This window comes from Clostridium sp. (assembly GCF_051650885.1).
In the GTDB taxonomy this organism is placed as follows: Bacteria; Bacillota; Clostridia; order Clostridiales; family Clostridiaceae; genus Clostridium.
Genome location: NZ_JBOFRG010000218.1, coordinates 1 through 22317, shown reverse-complemented (window position 1 = coordinate 22317; position 22317 = coordinate 1). Strand labels below are relative to the sequence as shown.

Sequence of the window (22317 nt, the reverse complement as noted above, 5' to 3'; positions counted from 1 at the left end):
GATTTTCTAATACTGTTTTATGTGGAAAAAGGTTAAACTGTTGAAAAACCATTCCCATCTTTTCTCTTATTTTATTTATGTCAGTTTTTTTATCTGTAATATTTTCTCCTTCAAATATTATATCTCCTCCTGTTGGATTTTCAAGAAGGTTTAAACATCTTAAAAATGTACTTTTTCCTGAACCTGAAGGACCTATAACTACTACTACTTCACCTTTTTTTATTTCTTCATTTATTCCTTTTAAAACTTTATTTTGACCAAAGCTTTTTTCTAAATTCTTAACGGATATCACTAGCTTTCATCCTCCTTTCAATGTACTTTAATAATTGACCTAATGTAAATGTCATTACAAAATAAAATACTGCTACTACCATTAATGGCTCAAAAGCTCTATAGGTAGCACCCTTTACTATATTTGAGCTAAACATTAAATCATGAACTCCTATAACTGATGCCATTGAAGATTCTTTTATAACTACAACAAACTCATTTCCTATTGCAGGTAAAATATTTTTAACTGCTTGCGGTATTATTATCATTCTCATAGCTTGTCCTTTTGTCATTCCAAGACTTCTAGCCGCTTCCATTTGTCCTTTATCTATTCCTTCAATTCCTGCTCTAATAATTTCTGATACATATGCAGCTGAATTTAGGGATACTGCAATAATTGCTGCTGTTAAAGCTTCTATTTGAATTCCTAAAAATAAAGCTGAACCTGTATAAACCATCATAATCTGTAAAATCATAGGTGTTCCACGAACTATTTCTATGTATATTGAAGCTATGACTTTTAAAGGCTTCACCTTTAAAACAGTAAAATTAACACTCTTAAAAAAATATAAAACTGAGCCCATAAATGTCCCAAATAAAACAGCAATAGCTGAAATAATTAAAGTCATCTTAGCTCCCTCTAAAAACACCGGTAAATACTTCGGCACAAAACTAAAATCTAATGTATACCCCATAAATCCTCCCTTTTTCAGTTAAGAGTTTAGATATAAAAGTTAAGAGTTTATAATTAACTCTTAACTCTTACTTCTTAACTATTAACTCATTTTATTTATTTGCTATTTCATTTGCTTCTATTATGAATTTTTCCATTTCTCCGCTTTCCATTAATCTTTTAATTGTTTTGTTTGCTTCTGCAATTAATGCTTCTTCACCTTTTTTAACTGCTATAGAATTTCCACCACCATCTGCTTTAAATTCTATTTTGTTTAGCATCATTTCTGGATTTTTTTTCATTGCCATTTTAGCTACTGGCTCTTCTGTAACTATGGCATCTACTTTTCCAGCTTTTAATTCTAAGATTAAGTTGTTTACATCTGCTAATAATGTTGGATTCTTTGCTTTTATCACATCTTTAGTTAATTTTTCCTGTGTTGAACCTAATTGTGCTCCAATTTTTGCATTTGTTAAATCTTCTATTTCCTTAAATTTAGCTTCATCTTTTTTATTTATTAAAACACCATGTTTTGCTTCATAATATATGTCTGAGAATGCAACAACTTTTTCTCTTTCTGGATCTGGATTCATTCCTGAAATTATCATATCTATTTGATCTGCTTGTACTGCTCCTAATAATGAATCAAAAGACATTTCTTTTATTTCAAGCTCTACTCCTAAATCTTTAGCTACTTGTTTTGCAAGCTCTACATCAAATCCTACAATTGTATCTTTTCCATCTACCATTGTGTGGAATTCATATGGTGCATAATCAGCACTCATTCCCACTACTAATTTTTTATTAGCCTTTACTGCTTCTAATTTATTAGCAGGCTTTGCAGCTTCTTTTCCGCCTTCTTCTTTTGCTCCACATCCCGCAAAGCTTAGCATCATAACTCCCGCCATGCATCCTATCATCATTTTCTTTAAAAACCCTTTTTTCATATTTAAATCCCCCTCAAATTTATTTCCTTTTTTTACCTTGGTATAATTATACATCTTTTATTCATTTTTATGCAATAGTTTTTTAAAAAAAACTTCATTTTTATTTTTTGTCTTTTCCTGTCATACACTATCACACTTTGTTTTTCTGTAGTCATACACCTTAAATTTTAAATGCATAAAAATATATTTATACAATATTTTATGCACGTTTTTCTTTCTATAATACTTTTTTAAATTTCTATTTTATTCTTTAAATTTAAAATACTTTATCAAAATTCCTTTCCCTCATTTACTTTTAGAACACATTCTCTACAAAAAGTATATATTGTACTATTAAATACCTAAATAAAATACAAAGGAGATGATTCATTTGTCTAAAAATAAAGACCGTCATATGTTTCTAGGTGGAAATACTTCGAAAGGCTTTTACTCGTTTTTTGATAATATAATTTCTCAAGAAGATGCAACTAAAATATATTGCTTAAAAGGTGGACCAGGAACTGGAAAATCCTCGCTTATGAAAAAAATTGCATTTCATTTTTCAACTAAAGGATATAATATTGAGCAATTCCATTGTTCCTCTGATGACCAATCATTAGATGGTGTTTTAATCAAAGAACTTAATGTTGCACTTTTAGATGGAACTGCACCTCATACTATAGACCCACAAACACCTGGTGCAATCGACTCAATAGTAGATTTAGCAACTTGTCTAAACTTTGAAAAAATAAAGCCTTATAAAAAAGACATACTTTCTTTAAACTCTTATATAAGCAATTGCTTCAAAAGATCCTACAAATACCTAAATGCAGCAAGTATTATTTATAAAGATTGGGCTGATTTAAACAACAGTGCCTTAGATAAAAACTTATTATTTAAATTTAATGTTTCTCTAAAAGATATGATATTTCCAAACTGTAGAATTTCACCCCTTGGAAAAGAAAGACACCTTTTTTCAACTGCCTTCAGCCCAAATGGTGTAGTATCATACACATCAGCTCTTGCTGAAAACTTAGAATCAATATTTATATTAAAAGGAGAACCTGGACTTTCAAAAAGTGAAATACTAAAAGAACTTGGAGATAGAGCTATCGGATATGGCTACAACATTGAATATTATCATAATCCAATATTGCCAGACAGAGTTTCACACCTTATAATTCCTGAGCTTAACACTGGAATATTCTCAGAAAGTGAAATATCAAAATTAAGTCTTCAAGGTACAACCTTTAATCTTTCAAATATGTGTGATAAAGATAAACTTTCTTCATTAAAAGAAGACATAGACTTCAACAAAGAAGAATTTGAAATCTTACTAAATAAAGCACTTTCTTTAATAACAGAAGCAAAATCAACACATGATAAGCTTGAAAAATTCTATGTTGATAACATGGACTTTGATAAAGTAAATGAGATTTATGACAGGCTTGTTAAAGAAATCGAAATGCTTGGAGCATAATTAAGAATTAAAAATGAAGAATTTAGAATTAAAGGGGAATCGCAAGCGATTCTTTTGAAAGCTCAAAATTTACCTGGCGGTAAATTTTATTGCCAGAAGCTTTTTAGTTAAGAGTTAATAGGTTAGAGGTTAGAGTTTTGGTAATTAATAATTTTAAATTAAAAATTTAGAATTAGGGGGGAATCGCAAGCGATTCTTTTTGGGAGGCTCAAAATTTATCTAGCGATAAATTTTATCGCAAGACTAATTACTAATTACTGACTACTAACTACTGCCTACTGATTACTAATTATTCCAAATAAAAAACGAATTGGCATCGCCAATTCGTTTTTTATTCAAAATTCGCCCAAGCGAATTTTTTCCTTAACTCTTCATTCTTCATTTTTCATTCTTAACTCTTAATTACAGAAAGTCTGTGTAATGCTCTAGTAGCCATAATATATTTAACTAGATTTGGTGAGTTTCCTTCTTCTAGTATTATAACTCCATCAAACTCTAATCCTTTTGCATAATATGCAGGCATTATAACCTTTCCACCTTTATAAAGTATATCATTTCTATCAAATGTTAAAATCTTTGTTTTTTCTTTTAACTTTGGTGATATTTCTTTTAAGACTTCTTTGTTTTTTGTTATTACCGCTATACTTTCAAGACCTTCTTCTTCATAATCTTCTATTATTGAAATTATTGTATCTATGGTATCTTCTAAGTTTTCTACTTTTTCTTCTAGTACCTTTTCTCCATGTCTTACTAATGGAACTATTCTTTCTTCTTTTAAGAATTTGCTTGCATATTCCATTATTTCTTGTGTTGAACGATAACTTTTGTTTAATGCATAGTTTTGCACTTTTCCTTTGAATATAGATTCTAAGTTAACCATTGCTACTTCTTCATCTGTTTCTATAAGTCTTTGATTACTATCTCCAACTATAGTCATACTTTGACATCCTGTCATTTCTTTTATTATTTCATATTGCATGTAGCTATAATCTTGTGCTTCATCTATTACAACATGTTTATATTCTTTAGATGTTTTCTTCCCTTCAAGCTTTATCATAAGATAAAGTATTCCTGCAAGGTCCATATACGTTAATGTTTGAATTCCTAGTTTATTTTTATAAATATCTACTGTTTTTTCTCTTTCAATCCAAGAGTTTAACTCAGTTCTTGCATTTATAACTTCTCTTACAATTTCTCTTATTCTTATTCTTTTCTTAAAGTCTAAATCATTTTTTTCAAAGATTAAATCTTCTTCTTTTACATCTTTAAGCTTTTCTTCTATTTCTTTATTTAACGCTCTTACAGCTTCATCTCTTTTATCTTTTATTTTTGAAACTATTATTCTTTTTATTTTTTCATTTCTTCTAAATAAAGGCATGTTGCTATAATAATTTTTAAATAAATCTTCTATTTCTTCTTTACTCATTACAACTTCATCAAAGAATTTTACATCTTTTATTTTAAAGTAGTTTTCATTTAATTCTTTCACTATATTTTCTAATTTTTCTACAAAATGTTTTGAACTTTTTTCTTTATAATCTTCTAAGTTCTTTTCATTTCCACTCATAGCTTCTTCCATATAGTAAGAGAATCCTATTACTTCTTCATCTAAGCCTATTTCATCTTTAGCAAAAACTTCAAAAGTCATATTATCTATACCATCTTCACCAAGTGATGGAAGTACACTACTTATATAATCCATGAAAATATCATTTGGCCCTAAAATTAAAATTTTATCTCCAAATCTTTTTCTTTGATTATATAAAAGATATGATACCCTATGAAGTGCTATTGTCGTTTTTCCTGAACCTGCAACTCCATTTACTACAATAACCTTGTCTGCATCTGCTCTTATTATCTCATCTTGTTCTTCTTGTATAGTCATAACTATATCTTTAAGTTTATCACTACTATTATTAGTTAACGCCATTTGAAGTATCTCATCTTTTACATCTAATGCTGAATCAAATACTCCTTTAAGTTCACCTTTTTTTATAATGATTTGTCTTCTTCCTACAATATCTGCTTCAATCTTCCCTGATGGTGCATCATATGTAGTAGTTCCTAGTGTTCCTTTATAGAAAAGCGATGCAACTGGTGCTCTCCAGTCTACTATAACAGGCTCATATGTTTCTTCTGGTGTTAATCCAAATCTTCCTATATACATATCTTCAGGCATACTATTATCTTCTATAAAGCTTATTTTTCCAAAGTAAGGTGTTTCCTTTAACTTTGTAAATTCTTTTAGTTTTCTATCAATTGTTCTAAAAGCTTCTTCTTTTACATATGCTTCATGGTCAAAATACTCTTGAACTAAGTCCTCATCATCTTTATATTCCTCAATCACCTTTTTTCTATAATCTACTATATATTGAGTTATATATTTTCTTTTTTCTATATAATTTATTATCTCACGATTAAGAACATTTAAGGTTTCCCCTAAATGTTCTCTCTCAAATGAGAAATCCATGTTTTTATCCATAAGATATCTCCTTTATTTTGTATTTTCATCTCCATCTTTTTCTTCTATTGATGGTTTTTCTAAATTTACTTTTGTTGCACTTTCTTCGCCTTCTATTGCAGCTTCATCTTTTTCATGATTCATTTGCTCTAGTGCTTCATCTAATGCAGCAAATTTAGCTTTTCTTTCTTCAGCTTCAAGTCTAGCTTTTTCTTCATTTTTTCTAGCTATTTCTTCAAGCTTAGCTTTTCTAAGTTCTTCTGCTTTCTTTTTAGCTTCTTCAACTTCTTTTTTAGCAGCTTCTCTTATTTTATCTTTTTCTTCTTTTTTAACTTTCATTTCAGGATATTTTTCATAAACTATTTCCATGAATTCATCCCCCATGATAGTTTCTTTTTCTAAAAGAACTTCTGTAATTCTATCTAAAAGATCTCTATTTTCATTTAATATAGTTCTTGCTTTTTTGTGGCAAGTTCTTACTATATTTAATACTTCTTCATCTATTATTGTAGATGTTTGCTCACTACAGTTTCTAACTGCTCTTCCATCTAAATATCTGTTTTGGACAGATTCTAATGCCATCATGTCAAATCTTTCTGTCATACCATAAACAGTTACCATACTTCTTGCAGTTTGTGTAGCTCTTTCAATATCATTTGATGCACCTGTTGAAACAAGGTTAAATACTTCTTCTTCAGCAGCTCTTCCACCAAACATTACTGTTATTTGGTTTATTAAGTCTTCTTTAGATACTAAGTACTTTTCATCTTCTGGAAGCTGCATAGTGTATCCTAATGCTCCCATTGTTCTTGGTACAATTGTTATTTTGTGTACAGGGTCTGAATCTTCTAAAAGTGCCGCTACTAAAGCATGACCAACCTCGTGGAATGCAACAGCGTCTCTTTCTTTCTTTGAAAGAATTCTATCTTTCTTTTCCTTACCTGCTATTATATCTTCAACTGCTTCTCTTAAATCATCTTGAGAAACTTCTTTTCTTCCTTCTCTAACTGCTCTTAAAGCACCTTCATTCATAATGTTTGCAAGGTCTGCCCCAACAGCACCTGGAGTACTTTTTGCGATATCTTTTAAATCAACATCCACACCTAATTTAACATCTTTAGAGTGAACCTTTAATATAGCTTCTCTTCCTGGAAGGTCTGGTCTATCAACTATTATTCTTCTATCAAATCTACCTGGTCTTAATAATGCTTTATCAAGTATTTCAGGTCTGTTTGTAGCTGCTAATATTACTATAGCTTTAGTTGAATCAAATCCATCCATTTCAGCTAGTAATTGGTTAAGAGTTTGTTCTCTTTCATCATTACTTTGAAGTTGGCTATCTCTGCTTTTACCTACTGCATCAATCTCATCTATAAAGATTATACATGGTGCTTTTTCAGCTGCATCTTTAAATAACTCTCTAACTCTCTTAGCTCCTGCTCCTACGAACATTTCAACGAAGCTTGAACCTGAGATTGAGAAAAATGGAACTTTTGCTTCTCCTGCAACAGCTTTTGCAAGAAGAGTTTTACCTGTTCCTGGAGGTCCTACTAAAAGAGCTCCTTTTGGTAATTTTGCTCCAATTTCAGTATACTTTTTAGGGTCATTTAAGTAATCTATTACTTCTACTAAGGATTCCTTAGCTTCTTCTTGACCTGCTACATCATTAAATGTAACTCCAATTTCATCTTCCATATATACCTTAGCGTTGTTTTTACCAAATGGCATCATTCCGCCACCCATTTTTCCTGACATTTTTGAAAATACAAACTTCCACATAAATACTAAGAATATTAGCATTAATCCGTAAGTTACTAATGTATTCATAAATGGCGAATATGTTGGGTTTTGTCCTGTAAAGTTAACACCTGCTTTTTGTAATTCTGGTATTAAATTATTATTTGGAATGTTTACTGTATATAAAGATTTACCTTTAAATTCACTTCCATCTTTTGGAGTTATCAATAACTCGTCTGGTGTTATTGTAACTTCTGATACTTGCTTATCATTCAATAACTGCTGGAATTGAGTGTAGCTTATCTTTTCATTCATTGATGTATTTCTAATATATCCTGCTGATAAAATAAGTGCCACTGCAATTATTATATATATAAGTATAGTTTTACCTGGCCCTTTCATCATGTTAGGATTATTTTTATTTTCATTATTCCCCTTATTAAAATCTTTCTTCTGGTCCATTCTTCCACCTCACCTTTCTCTATCTTTTAAGAAAACCTATATTGTCAAAAGGATATATTCTAAAGACTGCTTTCCCCATAATCTCTTTTGCTTGAATATATGGATCTTTCCAAAACCTTGAATCATATGAATTTGCCCTATTGTCTCCTAAGAAGAAGTACTCTCCTTCGGGAACATGAAATTCTTGATATGTGGACATTGGATATTTTACATAGCTTTGATCTATTTCCTTTCCATTAACATATACATTTCCTTCTACTATCTTTATTGTATCTCCTGGAAGTCCTATTAATCTTTTGATTAATACTTTTCCAAGTTCTTGTGAATAGAATACTACAATATCTCCCTCTTTTAAGTTCTGAGGCTCATAAACTCTTGTGACTAGCAGTCTATCTCCCACATTTAAAGTTGGTTCCATTGAACCACTTGGTATTTTAACCTTAAATATAAGAAATTTATTAATTAAAAATGCTATTGCAAGGGCTATTAATATTGGTAATATCCAATCAAAAAATATATTGTTCTTTTTCTCTTTTTTCTTAAGACTTCTTCTTCCATCTTTAATTATAGATTCATTTATTTTTTCTTCACCCATTCATTCACCTACATTTCTTTAATTAAGCTACTTACCTTCTAAAATATTAGATGTTAAAATTTTAAAACTTAGGTCTCTATAATTTTTACGTTTTTCTCCGCTTTTAATCACTATCTGTTTGTAAATATAAAAATTTTATCCTTTATTATTTTACCACCTATTTCAAAATTTATATATAGTTATTCCTTCTTAGTATATCATAAAAATTGCATAAAATTCTTTCAAAGTTATGTAAATTCATTTTATCTTAATAGAAATAATGTGTTCCTCTTTATTTTCTCTATAAATTCACCTTCTATTCTATGTTTAAACATAGAAAAAAGAATGCATTTCTACATTCTTTCCTAGTTTCTATAAAAATATAACTCTTCTTCTATTTTAATTTTCCAATATTATCAAAAGGATAATATCTAAAAATAGCTTTTCCTTTTATATCTTCTTCTTTTATATACGGATTTTTCCAATATCTAGCGTCCTTTGAATTAGCTCTATTATCCCCTAAGAAAAAATAAGATTTTTCTGGCACAACATATTCAGCAAAGGTTTCCTCTGGAAATTTCACGTAATCCTCAGTAATTTTTTCTCCATTTACATATAAATTCTTTCCATCAATTAAAATCGTATCTCCTGGAAGTCCTATCACTCTTTTTATATAAAGTGAATCCTCTTCTTTAAAATCGAAAACTAAAATATCTCCTCTTTTTATCTTCCCATAATCATAAACTCTTTGTGCTATCAATCTATCCCCTGCATTTATGGCTGGTAACATTGATTCCGATGGTATATAAACTGTAAATATTAAAAATTTATTGATTAAAATTGCTACTGCATATGCAATAACTAAAGGTATTCCCCATTCTTTTAAAAACTTTTTGACCATAATCCCAACCCCTTACCTTTAATATTTTACCAAAAATATACTTATTTTACCATAATATAATTTATTTTATAAAAAAACCTATTCTTTAGCTTACTTAGAATAAACTTTTAGAATAGGTTTTTCATTACATTACTTCATTTTTTAATATATCATCATAACTTTCTCTTTTACAAACAACTCTCGATTTTCCGTCTTTAACCATTACAACTGCTGCTTTAGGAATTTTATTATAGTTATTTGACATTGAGTATCCATATGCACCTGTTGACATTACTGCTAATAAATCTCCACTTAAAACTGATGGGATTTCTACACCTTGAAGAAGAATATCTCCAGATTCACAACACTTCCCTGCAATTGTTATTTTCTCATTTGAATCATGTATAACTCTATTTGCAACTATACACTCATAACTTGCATTATATAAAGCTGGTCTTATATTATCAGACATCCCACCATCTACTGATACATACTTTCTTATTTCTGGTATATCTTTTATTGAACCTACTGTATATAAAGTCATCCCTGCATTTCCTACTATTGACCTTCCTGGTTCTATTATAAGAGTTGGCATTTCTAGCTCTAACTCCTTACATACATTATCGGCTTTTGCTAGGATAGCTTGACAATATTCTTTAGTTTCTTTTGGACTATCTTCACTACTATAATAAATTCCAAATCCACCACCCAAATCAAGTTCTTTTATTAAATATCCTGTTTCTTCTTTTACTTTATTTATTAATTTTAACATTATTTCAGTAGCATCCTCATATGGCTCAATCTCAAATATTTGAGAACCTATATGACAGTGAAGCCCTGCTAAGTTTATATTTTCTAAACTTATTGCTTTCTTAATCCCATTTAATATATTGTCTCCAACAGGTGCAAATCCAAACTTTGAATCAATTTGTCCTGTTTTAATATATTCATGGGTATGTGCTTCAATGCCTGGAGTTATTCTTAAATAGACATTTTGAACTTTTCCATTATCTTTTGCGATATGATTTAAATGTTCAAGCTCATAAAAGTTATCTACAACAAAAGTTCCAACCCCTAGTGATACTCCAAGTCTCATTTCTTCTAAAGTTTTATTATTTCCATGAAATAATACCTTTTCTAATGGGAATTCTGCTTTATGCGCAGTATATAATTCTCCACCAGACACGACATCAAGGCATAATCCTTCTTTTTCTATTAGTTTACACATTGCAAGTGTCAAAAAAGCCTTCCCAGCATATGCAACCTTATTTCCTCTTTCCTCACACTTAAAATTTTCATAATAGCTTTTACACTTTTCTTCAATTTGTTCCTCATCCATTATATATAATGGTGTTCCAAACTCTTCCGCCAGTTTACTTAGTTTTACCGCTCCTACACTTAGAATATTTTCTTCTACATTCATAGTTCCAAATAATTTCATTTTTTTACCTCCACTATTTATTTTTAGTAAAACAAAACGCCACAGTAAATTTCTGTGACGGGCTATAGCGTGTAATTTAATTATGCCTTTGATACTTTTAAAACACATTCATATCTTAACTGTATATAAGACTTTTGTAGCACTCCACGTTATGTGACAGTGATATGTATATTCTACATACCCCCAGAAAACCTTCTTCGCTAAAAGTTATCTTCGGCCATCATCCCTTTCATCATTATTCACAGTCTTGCAAAACTCCTAATAACTACTCTTTAATCTGGCACCTCTACCCTAATTTTGTATTTCCAATTTATTCAAAATATTTAGTATTATAATATCATAAAATTCAACTTTTGCAACAAGTTTTTGAGAAAATTTAGAATTAATAATGAAAAATTTAAAATTAAGTAGCTTGCAAGCAAGCTTAGTAGTTAAGAGTTAATAGGTTAGAGGTAAGAGTTGTTGTTCTTCTTTAGTTTTTAGCTTGAATAATGTTTTTTAGAATTTAGAATTAGGTAGCTTATCAGTTAAGAGTTAACAAGCTATATGCTGCGATAAAATTTGTCACCAGACAAATTTTGAGCCCCCAAAAGAAGACTTCCTCTCAACTCCCCCACTCCTTCATTTTCAATTAAAAACTCTAACCTTTTCCCTCTTAACTCTTCACTAAAAACCCTCTAATGCGATAAAATTTGTCACCAGACAAATTTTGAGCCCCCCCAAAAGAAGACTTACTCTCAACTCCTCCACTCCTTCATTTTCAATTAAAAACTCTAACCTTTTCCCTCTTAACTCTTCACTAAAAACCCTCTAACGCGATAAAATTTGTCACCAGACAAATTTTGAGCCCCTCCAAAAGAAGACTTACTCGCAACTCCCCCACTCCTTCATTTTCAATTAAAAACTCTAACCTTTTCCCTCTTAACTCTTCACTAAAAAAGCTTCCAATGCGATAAAATTTGTCGCCAGACAAATTTTGAGCCCACCCAAAGAAGACTTGCTTGCAAGTCCCCCCAATTCTTCATTCTTAACTCTTAATTCTTCATTACTTATGTCCCTTACGCTCACGATAAATGTCCATAAGCTCACTCATTATTTCCGCTCCTGCTGGTGGCGTATATGTTATTGCATTTGCTCCTGCTTCTACTGTTTCTTTTATGCTTTCAAGTGTTGGTCCACCTGTTGCTATTATTGGGAATGTTGGATATTTATCTCTTATGTTTTTTACTATTTTACTTGTATCTTTTCCTCCTGATACATTTAAAATAGTTGCCCCACTGTTTATTCTTTCTTCTATGTCTTCTTCTTCTGAACAAACTGTAACTATAATTGGTATATCAATTGTTTCTTTTATGTTTCTTACTATGTCATTAGATGTCGGTGCATTTACGACTACGCCTATTGCTCCTTTAAACTCTGCATCTAGCGCAAGGTTTACTACTCTTATCCCTTGAGTAATACCACCTCCAACACCACAAAATACTGGAACATCTGCTGCTGTTATTATTGCTTCTGTTATTTTCGGTTGAGGTGTAAATGGATAAACTGCCATTATTGCATCTGCATTTGTATTTTTTATCATTGCAACATCTGTTGAAAATAAAATACTTTTTATCCTCTTTCCAAATATTCTAATTCCAGTACAATTTCTTATAACCTCTGGAACCTTTACTATATGGCTTCTGAGAACCCCCATAACTTCTGGTACATACTTACTGTTATTGTTGCTCATAATTATCTATTACTCCTTATAAAGTAATAGATTCACCTCCCTTCACATTCTCTTCTATTACTCATTATATATTTTTTATCCTTTTTTGAGAATATTTTCTATATATTTTGTTTTTTATTTTTACTTTTTATAGAAAATATTAAGCTTTTTATATTATAATTAATTGTAAAAAATATGTCTATTTTATTAATAGATGTAAATCAAATTCATGAGGTGAAAATTTTTGTTTAAAAAAGAAAAACTCTTTAAGCCTTATAAAATCCTTTTAATCATGTATTCTTTTTTCTTGATTGCAGGGCTTTTTATTTCTACACCATCTGAAATTCTCTTTGGCTTAAAGAAAATTTTATTTACCCCAGATATTCTTATAACTGATTATGTTGTAATAGGTGGACATGCTGCTGCTTTATTTAATGCAAGTCTTACAAGTATTATAAGTATTTTTATACTTATAGCATTAGATGTAAAACCAAACGGTTCAACTATTATGGCACTATTTTTAATGACTGGTTTTTCATTTTTCGGAAAAAATATTTTAAACATTTGGCCAATCATGTTTGGTGTTTATCTTTTCTCTAAATATAGAAAAGAACCTTTATTAAACTATAGTTTAGTTATGCTTTTATCCACCGCCTTAGCACCAACTGTAAGTCAGTTAAGCTTTACATCTTCAAATATCCTTTTAGGATTGATTTTAGGTTCTGTAATTGGTGTTATAACTGGATTTATTTTAGCTCCTATTGCCAGTCACTGCATGGTAGCACACTCTGGATATAATCTTTATAATATTGGTTTTGCAGGAGGTCTTATTGCTACTGTTTTAATGTCTATTTTCAGATTTTTAGAAATTGATTTTGAAACTAGACTTATTTGGCATAGTGGAGATAATACATTTTTCCTATTGTTCATGATTTGTATTTCACTTTTTCTTATTTTTACTGGAATGTATTATGGTAATAATAAGATGGAAAAATTGAATTCTTTAAAAGAACAGTCTGGAAGACTTGTATCAGATTTTTACTTGCTTTATGGTGATGTTGCTTACATAAACATGGGAATCTTAGGCTTATTCTCAACTTTATTTTTATTACTTATAGGTGGAGATTTAAATGGTCCTACCCTTGGTGCTATTTTCACAACTATGGGATTTGGAGCATTTGGTAAGCATCTTAAAAATATGTTTCCAGTTCTTTTAGGTGCTACTACTACTGCCCTTTTAAATGTTGCTCCAATAACTACACCAAGTATATTGTTATCAATTTTATTTAGTACTTGTCTTGCACCTATTGCAGGTAAATTTGGATTTCTTCCAGGCTTTATTGCTGGATTTTTACATGTTTGCTTAAGTGCAAATATAGGTTATTTACATGGTGGATTAAACCTTTATAACAATGGTCTTTCTGGAGGACTTGTTGCAATGCTTTTAGTACCACTTATAATTACATTTAGAAAAGAGGTAAGACACGATGAATTTTAGAACTGAAAAAGATTTAAAAATTTTAAATGAGCTTGTATCTTATTGTTATCATTTTAATACAAAGGATATACAAGTTAATATTAAGAATATTGATAATACGTCTTATATAGAAATACAAGCTTTAATTCCTGATTTTCCTGAAAAGGCCTTAGAAAAGCTTGTAACTTCTTTAAATACACCACGTCAAAGAGAGGTTGAACAATATTACTGGCAGATTGGTGGAGAATATGAATTTGATTCTGAATTAACCTTAGTAGGAATGATGACTGATAAAGTAACCGTTACTTATAATAATCATATTTTAGATATGAAGCTTGAAAGAAAGTCTATACTTTAAAAAAATACTAGAAGGATTATTTCCTTCTAGTATTTTTTAATATCTTAATTATTTCATTAACTGCACTTGTTCCAACAATGTCTTCCTTCATTTGCTCTAGTGCCTCATCTATCTTACACCAGCCTAAATCTTCAACTTCATTAGACTTTTTGATTTCGCCTTCTTCATAAAATGCAATAAAAGTTAACATTAACAAATCATTGTCTTTCACATAATCTGAACCTATATAATTTATATCCTTAACCTTTATTCCCGTTTCTTCAAGAACTTCTCTATACACTGTTTCTTCAACTTTTTCATTTTGTCCTACATATCCTGAAATTAATACCTTTGAATTTTTAAATATATAGCTTTGCTTTAATAATAATATTTCATCTTCCTTTATTACCCCTACAACAACACATGGTCTTGGTGTATCAAAGAAAAATTTATCATCCTTTGAGCAATAAGGCACTCCACCTTCATCATAACTATATTTCTCTTCTAATTCTTTTCCACAGATAGGACAGTATTTAAACTTCAAATCCTTCACCTCTTTACAATTTTAATTTTACTTCTTTATCTAATGTTATTTCCTTTTCTGTTACAATGCAAGAATAAACAAAAATATCTACTCCATTTCCCTTTGCATATCTTAGTGCTTCACCAAAAGCTGGGTCATTTTCATCATTTGAAGTAAACTCCTTCATATCTTCCATTTGAATTAAAAATAATACTCCTGCTCCCATTTTAGCCTTTTTTACATCTACTAACTCTAAAAGATGCTTTCTTCCTCTATCTGTTGGTGCATCTGGAAAACTTGCATATCCATCTTTTTCTAAAGTTACTCCCTTTACTTCTAAATAATACGTTTCTCCATTTTCATCTGCTAACTTAAAATCAAATCTACTTTTCCCAAAAGTCTTTTCTTTTAATATATCCGTATATTTTTCTAGGCCTTTTATTTTTTTATTTATTAAAGCTTCCATTACAACTTTATTTGGAATTTGTGAATCTATATTTATAAGCATTTCATCTTTATATGCACAGATTAAATCATACTTTGTTTTTCTAGTCTCACTATCTTCCTTTCTAAGTAACACTTTTGTTCCTAATCTTAGTATCTCTTTACATCTTCCAGTATTAGGCACATGTACTACTTCACTTTCGCCATTTATCTTAACTAATGCATTAAATCTATTTGGTCTATCTATAAATTCTGCTTCTATTATTTCTTTTACATATTTCATTTTCTTCACCTTTTCCACATTATCCACATATTTTATCCACAGGAGTGTGAGTAATGTTAATATTTTTCGACATTTTCTTCCTCTTAATTTTAACCTACCTTACTTTTTTATACAATATCCATCATATAGTTTGTCGAACAAACTATCCCCTCTTATATTGTGTCAATATTTTTTCATTACACAACTAAACTTATCCACATTTTTGCCTATTTTATCCACATTTATCAACAATGTGTTGAAATCACTCACTTTAGCTTGTTGATAACTTTATTTTCACTCTCCCTCTTTAAACTCTTTTATTTTAATAGTAAACTTAACCTTGGAGGTGATTATTTTGAATAAAAAATTTATTATTCTTTCTTTCGATGCAGTTTCATCAGAAGATTTTAATTCTTTAAAGAAACTTTCTTCTTTTGAAGAATTAATTAAAGAAAGCTCTTACTCATCAGATGTTTCATCTGTATATCCATCCCTTACTTATCCTGCTCATACCTCAATTTGTACAGGAAAATTACCTATAAATCATGGTATTATAAATAATATTTTAATACAGCCTGAACGAAAATCTCCTGATTGGTTTTGGAATAGGAAATATATTAATGGAACTACAATTTATGATATTGCTAAAAAGAATGGTTTACGAACTTGTACCCTTTTATGGCCTGTTACTGGAAAAGCAAAAACTATTGATTTAAACTTGCCTGAAGTTTTCCCTAATAGAAAATTTCAAAATCAAATTATGGTATCTGCTTTAAACGGCAGTCCTCTTTTCCAATTAAAAGTTGAAAAGCTTTATGGACATTTAAGACAAGGCTTTGACCAACCTTATTTAGACAACTTTGTTTTTAGTTCTTTAATGTATGTGTTAGAAAATGATTTAGCTGATTTTATAATGGTTCATCTTACTGATACAGATACTCATAAACATAATTTTGGAACAAAAAATCCACATATTTTTCACTCTCTAAAAAGACATAATAATAGATTATCTCAAATCATAAATTTCTTAAAAGAAAATAATATTTATGAGGATTCTACAATTATTTGTCTTGGTGACCATAGCTTTAAAGATGCAGATTTTGTTATTAAATTAAATAAATTTTTTATTGATAATAATCTTATCACTCTTGATTCTAAGGGGAACATAAAAGATTATATAGCTTATATGAACTTTTGCGATGGGTCTGCCTACGTTTATGTTAAAGATGAGGAATTTGTTAAACCAATATACACTTTAATTTCTAATTTCTCAAAAGAAAACAATAATTGTATAAAAAGCATTTTATCAAGCAAAGAAGCCTCTCTTTTAGGTGCTAGTGATAAATGTACCTTTATGCTTGAGGCTAGTGATAATTATTACTTTATAAATGATTTAACAAGTCCTATTATAGAAGAAACAAAAGGCATTCACCCTGTTGCAAATCATGGATACAATCCTTTTGATTCAAGCTATAAAACCTTCTTTACTTGCAAAAATCCATCAGTAAAGAAAGCTTTTAATATTGGAGAAATGAGCCTTATTGATGAAGGTGCTACTATATTTAAGCTTCTTAATCATATAGAACCTAATATCGATGGAGCTGTTTTAGATATTTTTAGTGAATAAATTTATTCTTAATTAGGAATACTCCTGTATATGGAGGTAGTTTTTATGAATAATTTATCCGTTACTAAGGTTTTAACTAATAATGGAGTTCCTATGGCCTATGAGTTATCTAACGGAACTCAAATTACATTAGAAGAAGCTCTTTCTTTAGCTCGAAGTGGCTCTCTTCAAAATGTAACTCCTTCAATAGATTCTTTTGGTCATGAGTTTTTAGTTGGAACTTCTGATGATAGTTTTAGCTTAAACTGTATCTCTGAAGAAAATATTAACAGACCATCTGACTAGAAAAACACCATAATGCTTATAATTGCATTATGGTGCTTTTTTATGGATTTATATTATTTTCTATTATCTCTTCTAAAGACTTACTAGCCTCTTCATTTTTTACTTCTCTTATAAATTTAGCTTGGAAATTATTTATTTGTATATCTCCTTCTTTGCTTATAATAAGGTCACCAACAACTTCATTATTTTCACCTACGAATTCTACATAATATTTGTTTTTCCCTGGCACATTACATCCTGAATGTTCACCATCTTCTTTAGCTTCTTTTAATTCAATATTGTTCAATTCATCTTCAAATTTACTAATTCCATCAGCATCTGTTATATTAAATGTTTTCTTAGTTACATCATTAGTTACAACTAACTCCTTTATATGTACCTTATCTAATCCACTTGCTGTAAACATCATATCTCCTTTGCTTGTGCACCCAATAAAGGCTAACATTGCTACTGCTATACACCCTAAAACTATTACCATTTTTTTCATAAGTAATTCCCCCTTTTTACCTAATTATACCTCTTTTTCTATTAGTTTAAAATATCTTCTGCCCTTGTTCCACCTAATAATCCTTTTATAACATCATCATCATTTACTATCTTCCAACCTGATATAGTTTTTTTCATTTTTACATTTATATCTGTTTGGACTATATTAGTCATATTCCCTTCTACAGCATTAAGAAATGCAGTGCTTATTTGACTTCCTAGATAGTCACCATTTGCATTACTATCTTCTATTGTTTGATTATTTATATCTAATCCATTTACATTATACTGAAAATCACTAGCTATTTTCTGACCATTTGGTGAAAAGAATTGAACCTCTAAAACCACATCTCCATCTTCTTTTTTAGCTTTAACTACATTAACTTTTATTAAGCTAAACCATGTCTTTAATGCTTGTTGTCTTGTCATATCTGAATTATTTATCTCAGTTATTCCCTTAGATATATCACCATTTTGCTCTATGTAATTTTCTGCTCCACTCAATTGAAACTTATTTATATCTCCAATGAACGTTTTAAAGCCTTCCTCTGCAGATGCTGTTCTGTTAGTATACATATAAAAACCTGCACCTACCACTATAACTGCAACTACTATACCTATTATTATTTTTTTCAAATTTTTCCTCTCCTCTTTTGTAATAATTCTTATTATATCATTTGTATTTTTCTAAAAAAACTCTCATTTTATTTCACACTTTTTCAAATTTTTAATACATATACTAATATATAAAATTTTTAGGAGTGATTTTTTTGAGTGAACTTTTAATTTCTAACATAACTATAGAAATGGATACCCCGTTAGTTCCTCCTGCTATCGTTAGTTGTGACGTAAATACTATTAATAAACCATATATTATCGGAATCCATAAAATTAATAATCAAATTGTGATACAAGGTGTTTTAAAGAAAACAATCTCTTATAAAATTTTTGATATTAATTCTAATATAGTGGAGCATTGTATTTCTAATGAACAAGAGTTTCAAACACTCTTTACCCTAACACCTGAACAGGTCCAATACATTGATGAAATTCCTCTATCAGCTATATCTATAGACGCCTCTAACATAGATAATTATCTTTCAAGTATAACTACTTATCATAGAGTATTTTCTCATGTAGCTTTTAATTTAAATGAAAGTGTTTTACTATCTATTACTATAGATTTAGATAGACTTTGCGATGCGATTCTCCCTTTAGAAGATTCATTTTCTCCTGTCTTAAATACTATTATTAACAAGGGCTTTTCATTGCCATTACCTAAATCCATTCAAAATGTAAGCCTTTCTAATCTTAATATAAGAAGATTTTTAATAGCTAATGTTGATAAAGTTTTTGGTGGCATATTGTTCTTAGATTGTTGTATGCTTTATTCATTTTTCAATAATCAAAATGAACTTATTTGTTCTGAAAAAATGCCTTTTAATCTAACTATAAACTCAACTACAATAAATTCAACCGACGAGTTTGCTGTAATTGGTAGTGATATTATGGCTATTTTAGATTCTTCTTTAAATGATTCTTGTCACACTTTAAACGAAACAATTTCATTAACAGTTTCAGCTAAAAAAGAAACTTAAAATAAAGGATGCTTTGAAGTTTTAAAGCATCCTTTCTAATATATTTGTATTCTTATCTAATTTTTTATATAATTTATATAATCATACTTTTAGGGGGTTATCTATTGTATAAAATTATAACTGCTTATCTTATATTAATAAATCTTTTAGGTTTTCTATCTATGTTTATTGATAAAAGAAAAGCTATTAAACACAAATGGAGAATAAGCGAAGCTCATCTCCTGCTTATCCCTATCCTTGGTGGAGGCTTTGGCTCTTGGATTGGTATGTATGTATTTAGACATAAAACTACAAGAATAAAATTCAATCTTGGAATTCCTATCATAATATTTGCTGAAATAATATGTATAGTATTTCTATTTCACCGTTTTTAAGCGTATCTTTATGATGCGCTTTCTTTATTTTTTCTTCTTTCTCTCTCTGGTTCAAATTCACTTCTAATATTTTTTAAATTCCCATAAACAGTTACCTTATCTCCACTTGTGAAAATATAATCTGCTAAAGGGAATTTTATAAATTCCTCACCTTTATCTATATTTAAGATTTCAATTTCTAGACTTGATAAACCACTATTTAATATATCTTTACCAACTAGCCTACTTTCTTCACCTATGTAAACCTCATATATTCCATATCCTCTTGTACTACTAATTAAAGTAGCTTTTTTTATATTTAATCTTTTCCATAACTTCGATTTCACAATTTTATCTTCTATTCTATTTTCAACCTTTTCTAATAGTGATAGCTTATGAAAAAAGAATGCAACAAATATAAATAATATAATTACCGCAAAAAAACCGATACTAGTTACTGTATCGGATAGCATACTAACAAAAAATGAAATGAAAGTAGCTGTGCTTACATAACTAAAAATCATAAGCCAGCTTGCAAGCTTTCTTCTAATTGGACTATTTACAATCATTTCACTTTCTCTTGTAGTAAATCCTGTACTTGATAGTAGTGATATAACTTGAAATCTCGCTTTATAAATAGGCATTCCCGTCATCCTAAAAAGAATTGAAAAAAAGTCTATCACTACTAAAAATACTGTCATAAAAAGTATAAACGTTAATATTAAAATCATTAAAACTCTCCTCTTTTGTAAATTTCATTTTACATAAGTGGTGCAAATACTCTAAATACAGCTGTTATAATTTTCAAAATCCAACTTGATCCTCTAGCTTTTTCTAAGCTTATCGCCTCGCATACTTCTAATGTTCTTAAATAATCTTCTTTAATTTGAAGTACTGATTTTGTTTTATATAACCATACTCCGCATTCAAAATGCAAATAAAGACTTCTATAATCAAAGTTTATGCTTCCAACTGTTGCCACCTCATCATCTGCAACAACTGTTTTAGAATGTATAAACCCTGGTGTATATTCGTAAATCTTTACTTTTCCTTCTATTAATTGTGTATAGTATGACCTTGTAAGCATATGTGCATACCATTTATCCTCTATATGAGGTGTCACTATTCTAACATCTACACCACTTTTTGCTGCTCTAGTTAAAGCTGTTACCATTTCATTATCTATAATTAAATATGGTGTATTTATATAAACATAATCCTTTGCTTTACTTATTATATTTAAATATACGTTTTCCCCAACAATTTCATCATCTAATGGACTATCTCCATACGGTTGAACATATCCATCATGCTTAACCTCGTCCTCTTTAAAATCAGTCTTAAAACTTTCATAATCTATTTTTGTTTTACTTTCATAGCTCCACATTTGAAGAAACATAACTGTTAGGTTCCAAACTGCTTCCCCTTTTAGCATTATGCCTGAATCTTTCCAATGTCCAAATCTAACTATTTCATTTATGTACTCATCCGCTAAATTTATTCCACCAGTAAATCCAGTATGTCCATCTATAACCGTTATCTTTCTATGGTCTCTATTATTTAGTATAATTGATAAAAACGGAACAAACTTATTAAATACATGACATTTAATTCCCTTTTTTCTTAAAACCTCATCATATTTATAAGGTATTGTCCTAAGACATCCAACATCATCATATAACATTCTAACATCAACGCCTTCTTTTACCTTTTTCTCTAGTATTTCTAATATTTTATTCCACATCTTTCCTTCTTGTATAATAAAATATTCCATAAATATGTACTTTTCTGCTTTTTCTAATTCTTCTACCAATTTATCAAAAAACACTTCTCCTGGTGATAAATATTCAGAGCTTGTATTCCCGTAGACTGGGGCTAAAGCATATTCACTTGTATATTTTGCTTGATTTGCAATATATTTATTTTCTTTTTCTAGTTCTTTTATAACATTTTCGTCTTGTATTGATACTTTTCTTGCATCATTGTATGCCTTTTCTATTTTTCTCCTAAATTTAAGATTAATTTTTTTCCCACCAAAGATTAAATATAATAACCCTCCAAATAAAGGAAAAATCAAAACTGGAATTGTCCATGCAAGTTTGTAAGAAGGATTATCTCTTCTACTCACTATATATACAACAACTAATCCACTTATAATTAATAATGGTATATATATGTATGCAAATGCTTCTGCTAATTGCCATATACCAAAAATTAAAATTCCTAATTGAATTAATAATAAAATTCCAACAATAACTAACCTGCTTAATAAGAATTCAACTATTTTTCTCATCTATAACTCCTTAATTC

The 22317-nt window shown here is 29.4% G+C and carries 22 protein-coding genes and 1 riboswitch; of the genes, 7 read left to right on the top strand and 15 right to left on the bottom strand.

Annotated features, from left to right (window positions below):
- The 3 genes from ACRC28_RS10690 to ACRC28_RS10680 all read right to left on the bottom strand — a co-directional run.
- The coding region (locus ACRC28_RS10690; RefSeq protein WP_438543433.1) for an ATP-binding cassette domain-containing protein at positions 1-292 on the bottom strand (292 nt) is incomplete at its 3' end.
- The gene (locus ACRC28_RS10685) at positions 279-965 is read right to left on the bottom strand and encodes an amino acid ABC transporter permease (RefSeq protein WP_438543432.1); all 687 of its coding nucleotides are present in this window, start codon (positions 963-965) and stop codon (positions 279-281) included. The genes ACRC28_RS10685 and ACRC28_RS10690, both read right to left, overlap by 14 nt.
- A gap of 91 nt (positions 966-1056) precedes the next feature.
- Positions 1057-1890, bottom strand: a complete 834-nt coding sequence (locus ACRC28_RS10680; protein ID WP_438543431.1) for a transporter substrate-binding domain-containing protein — start codon at positions 1888-1890, stop codon at positions 1057-1059.
- 370 nt (positions 1891-2260) lie between these two features.
- Here ACRC28_RS10680 and ACRC28_RS10675 point away from each other — a divergent pair, with 370 nt between their 5' ends.
- On the top strand, positions 2261-3349 hold the full coding sequence (locus ACRC28_RS10675) for a PRK06851 family protein (protein WP_438543430.1): 1089 nt from the start codon (positions 2261-2263) through the stop codon (positions 3347-3349).
- Between the two features lie 391 nt (positions 3350-3740).
- Here ACRC28_RS10675 and ACRC28_RS10670 read toward each other — a convergent pair whose 3' ends face one another.
- The 6 genes from ACRC28_RS10670 to ACRC28_RS10645 form a co-directional block, all read right to left on the bottom strand.
- Positions 3741-5831, bottom strand: coding sequence for a HelD family protein (locus tag ACRC28_RS10670; protein ID WP_438543429.1), 2091 nt, complete (start codon positions 5829-5831; stop codon positions 3741-3743).
- 12 nt (positions 5832-5843) lie between these two features.
- The gene (ftsH, locus tag ACRC28_RS10665) at positions 5844-7952 is read right to left on the bottom strand and encodes an ATP-dependent zinc metalloprotease FtsH (RefSeq protein ID WP_438543434.1); all 2109 of its coding nucleotides are present in this window, start codon (positions 7950-7952) and stop codon (positions 5844-5846) included.
- Between the two features lie 76 nt (positions 7953-8028).
- A complete protein-coding gene (gene lepB, locus ACRC28_RS10660; RefSeq protein WP_438543428.1) occupies positions 8029-8604 on the bottom strand; it encodes a signal peptidase I in 576 nt (191 codons plus the stop codon).
- A 373-nt stretch (positions 8605-8977) separates the two neighbouring features.
- A complete protein-coding gene (gene lepB, locus ACRC28_RS10655; RefSeq protein ID WP_438543427.1) occupies positions 8978-9484 on the bottom strand; it encodes a signal peptidase I in 507 nt (168 codons plus the stop codon).
- A 124-nt stretch (positions 9485-9608) separates the two neighbouring features.
- The gene (gene lysA, locus ACRC28_RS10650; protein ID WP_438543426.1) at positions 9609-10904 is read right to left on the bottom strand and encodes a diaminopimelate decarboxylase; all 1296 of its coding nucleotides are present in this window, start codon (positions 10902-10904) and stop codon (positions 9609-9611) included.
- Between the two features lie 129 nt (positions 10905-11033).
- A riboswitch (Lysine riboswitch) is annotated at positions 11034-11201 on the bottom strand.
- Between the two features lie 748 nt (positions 11202-11949).
- A complete protein-coding gene (locus tag ACRC28_RS10645; RefSeq protein WP_438543425.1) occupies positions 11950-12636 on the bottom strand; it encodes a hydrolase in 687 nt (228 codons plus the stop codon).
- A 223-nt stretch (positions 12637-12859) separates the two neighbouring features.
- On the opposite strand from ACRC28_RS10645, the gene ACRC28_RS10640 reads away from it, so the two are divergent.
- Positions 12860-14113, top strand: a complete 1254-nt coding sequence (locus ACRC28_RS10640) for a DUF1576 domain-containing protein (RefSeq protein ID WP_438543424.1) — start codon at positions 12860-12862, stop codon at positions 14111-14113.
- On the top strand, positions 14103-14450 hold the full coding sequence (locus tag ACRC28_RS10635) for a hypothetical protein (protein ID WP_438543423.1): 348 nt from the start codon (positions 14103-14105) through the stop codon (positions 14448-14450). The genes ACRC28_RS10640 and ACRC28_RS10635 overlap by 11 nt, the downstream gene beginning before the upstream one ends.
- A 16-nt stretch (positions 14451-14466) precedes the next feature.
- Here the strand turns inward: ACRC28_RS10635 and ACRC28_RS10630 are convergent, their stop codons facing one another.
- The gene (locus tag ACRC28_RS10630; RefSeq protein WP_438543422.1) at positions 14467-14973 is read right to left on the bottom strand and encodes an NAD(+) diphosphatase; all 507 of its coding nucleotides are present in this window, start codon (positions 14971-14973) and stop codon (positions 14467-14469) included.
- A gap of 13 nt (positions 14974-14986) precedes the next feature.
- Positions 14987-15679, bottom strand: coding sequence for a DNA/RNA nuclease SfsA (gene sfsA, locus ACRC28_RS10625; protein ID WP_438543421.1), 693 nt, complete (start codon positions 15677-15679; stop codon positions 14987-14989).
- A gap of 334 nt (positions 15680-16013) precedes the next feature.
- Here sfsA and ACRC28_RS10620 point away from each other — a divergent pair, with 334 nt between their 5' ends.
- Both ACRC28_RS10620 and ACRC28_RS10615 read left to right on the top strand, forming a co-directional pair.
- Complete coding sequence (locus ACRC28_RS10620) at positions 16014-17285, top strand: ectonucleotide pyrophosphatase/phosphodiesterase (protein ID WP_438543420.1); 1272 nt, start codon at positions 16014-16016, stop codon at positions 17283-17285.
- Between the two features lie 45 nt (positions 17286-17330).
- Positions 17331-17570 (top strand): DUF3892 domain-containing protein, encoded by a 240-nt coding sequence (locus ACRC28_RS10615; RefSeq protein WP_438543419.1) that lies wholly within the window; start codon positions 17331-17333, stop codon positions 17568-17570.
- Between the two features lie 40 nt (positions 17571-17610).
- Here ACRC28_RS10615 and ACRC28_RS10610 read toward each other — a convergent pair whose 3' ends face one another.
- Together ACRC28_RS10610 and ACRC28_RS10605 are read right to left on the bottom strand one after the other, a co-directional pair.
- Complete coding sequence (locus ACRC28_RS10610) at positions 17611-18057, bottom strand: hypothetical protein (RefSeq protein WP_438543418.1); 447 nt, start codon at positions 18055-18057, stop codon at positions 17611-17613.
- 41 nt (positions 18058-18098) lie between these two features.
- The gene (locus tag ACRC28_RS10605; RefSeq protein WP_438543417.1) at positions 18099-18692 is read right to left on the bottom strand and encodes a hypothetical protein; all 594 of its coding nucleotides are present in this window, start codon (positions 18690-18692) and stop codon (positions 18099-18101) included.
- Positions 18693-18826: 134 nt separating this feature from the next.
- Between ACRC28_RS10605 and ACRC28_RS10600 the strand changes: the two genes are divergently transcribed.
- Positions 18827-19654, top strand: coding sequence for a hypothetical protein (locus ACRC28_RS10600; protein ID WP_438543416.1), 828 nt, complete (start codon positions 18827-18829; stop codon positions 19652-19654).
- A gap of 104 nt (positions 19655-19758) precedes the next feature.
- Positions 19759-20028: a DUF1294 domain-containing protein gene (locus ACRC28_RS10595; RefSeq protein ID WP_438543415.1), complete on the top strand. Its 270-nt coding sequence runs from the start codon at positions 19759-19761 to the stop codon at positions 20026-20028.
- Positions 20029-20036: 8 nt separating this feature from the next.
- On the opposite strand, the gene ACRC28_RS10590 is transcribed toward ACRC28_RS10595, so the two are convergent.
- Both ACRC28_RS10590 and cls read right to left on the bottom strand, forming a co-directional pair.
- Positions 20037-20738 (bottom strand): TrkA C-terminal domain-containing protein, encoded by a 702-nt coding sequence (locus tag ACRC28_RS10590; protein WP_438543414.1) that lies wholly within the window; start codon positions 20736-20738, stop codon positions 20037-20039.
- Positions 20739-20767: 29 nt separating this feature from the next.
- Positions 20768-22300 carry a cardiolipin synthase gene (gene cls, locus ACRC28_RS10585; RefSeq protein WP_438543413.1) on the bottom strand — a complete coding sequence of 511 codons (1533 nt, stop codon included), beginning with the start codon at positions 22298-22300 and terminating at the stop codon, positions 20768-20770.
- Positions 22301-22317 lie beyond the last annotated feature (17 nt).

What these genes read in the sequence shown, in the direction of transcription:
- ACRC28_RS10685 (WP_438543432.1), bottom strand. Translation starts at nt 965, where the DNA reads ATGGGGTATACATTAGATTTTAGTTTTGTGCCGAAGTATTTACCGGTG.
- ACRC28_RS10680 (WP_438543431.1), bottom strand. Translation starts at nt 1,890, where the DNA reads ATGAAAAAAGGGTTTTTAAAGAAAATGATGATAGGATGCATGGCGGGA.
- ACRC28_RS10670 (WP_438543429.1), bottom strand. Translation starts at nt 5,831, where the DNA reads ATGGATAAAAACATGGATTTCTCATTTGAGAGAGAACATTTAGGGGAA.
- ftsH (WP_438543434.1), bottom strand. Translation starts at nt 7,952, where the DNA reads ATGATGAAAGGGCCAGGTAAAACTATACTTATATATATAATAATTGCA.
- lepB (WP_438543428.1), bottom strand. Translation starts at nt 8,604, where the DNA reads ATGGGTGAAGAAAAAATAAATGAATCTATAATTAAAGATGGAAGAAGA.
- lepB (WP_438543427.1), bottom strand. Translation starts at nt 9,484, where the DNA reads ATGGTCAAAAAGTTTTTAAAAGAATGGGGAATACCTTTAGTTATTGCA.
- lysA (WP_438543426.1), bottom strand. Translation starts at nt 10,904, where the DNA reads ATGAAATTATTTGGAACTATGAATGTAGAAGAAAATATTCTAAGTGTA.
- ACRC28_RS10645 (WP_438543425.1), bottom strand. Translation starts at nt 12,636, where the DNA reads ATGAGCAACAATAACAGTAAGTATGTACCAGAAGTTATGGGGGTTCTC.
- ACRC28_RS10635 (WP_438543423.1), top strand. Translation starts at nt 14,103, where the DNA reads ATGAATTTTAGAACTGAAAAAGATTTAAAAATTTTAAATGAGCTTGTA.
- sfsA (WP_438543421.1), bottom strand. Translation starts at nt 15,679, where the DNA reads ATGAAATATGTAAAAGAAATAATAGAAGCAGAATTTATAGATAGACCA.
- ACRC28_RS10615 (WP_438543419.1), top strand. Translation starts at nt 17,331, where the DNA reads ATGAATAATTTATCCGTTACTAAGGTTTTAACTAATAATGGAGTTCCT.
- ACRC28_RS10610 (WP_438543418.1), bottom strand. Translation starts at nt 18,057, where the DNA reads ATGAAAAAAATGGTAATAGTTTTAGGGTGTATAGCAGTAGCAATGTTA.
- ACRC28_RS10590 (WP_438543414.1), bottom strand. Translation starts at nt 20,738, where the DNA reads ATGATTTTAATATTAACGTTTATACTTTTTATGACAGTATTTTTAGTA.
- cls (WP_438543413.1), bottom strand. Translation starts at nt 22,300, where the DNA reads ATGAGAAAAATAGTTGAATTCTTATTAAGCAGGTTAGTTATTGTTGGA.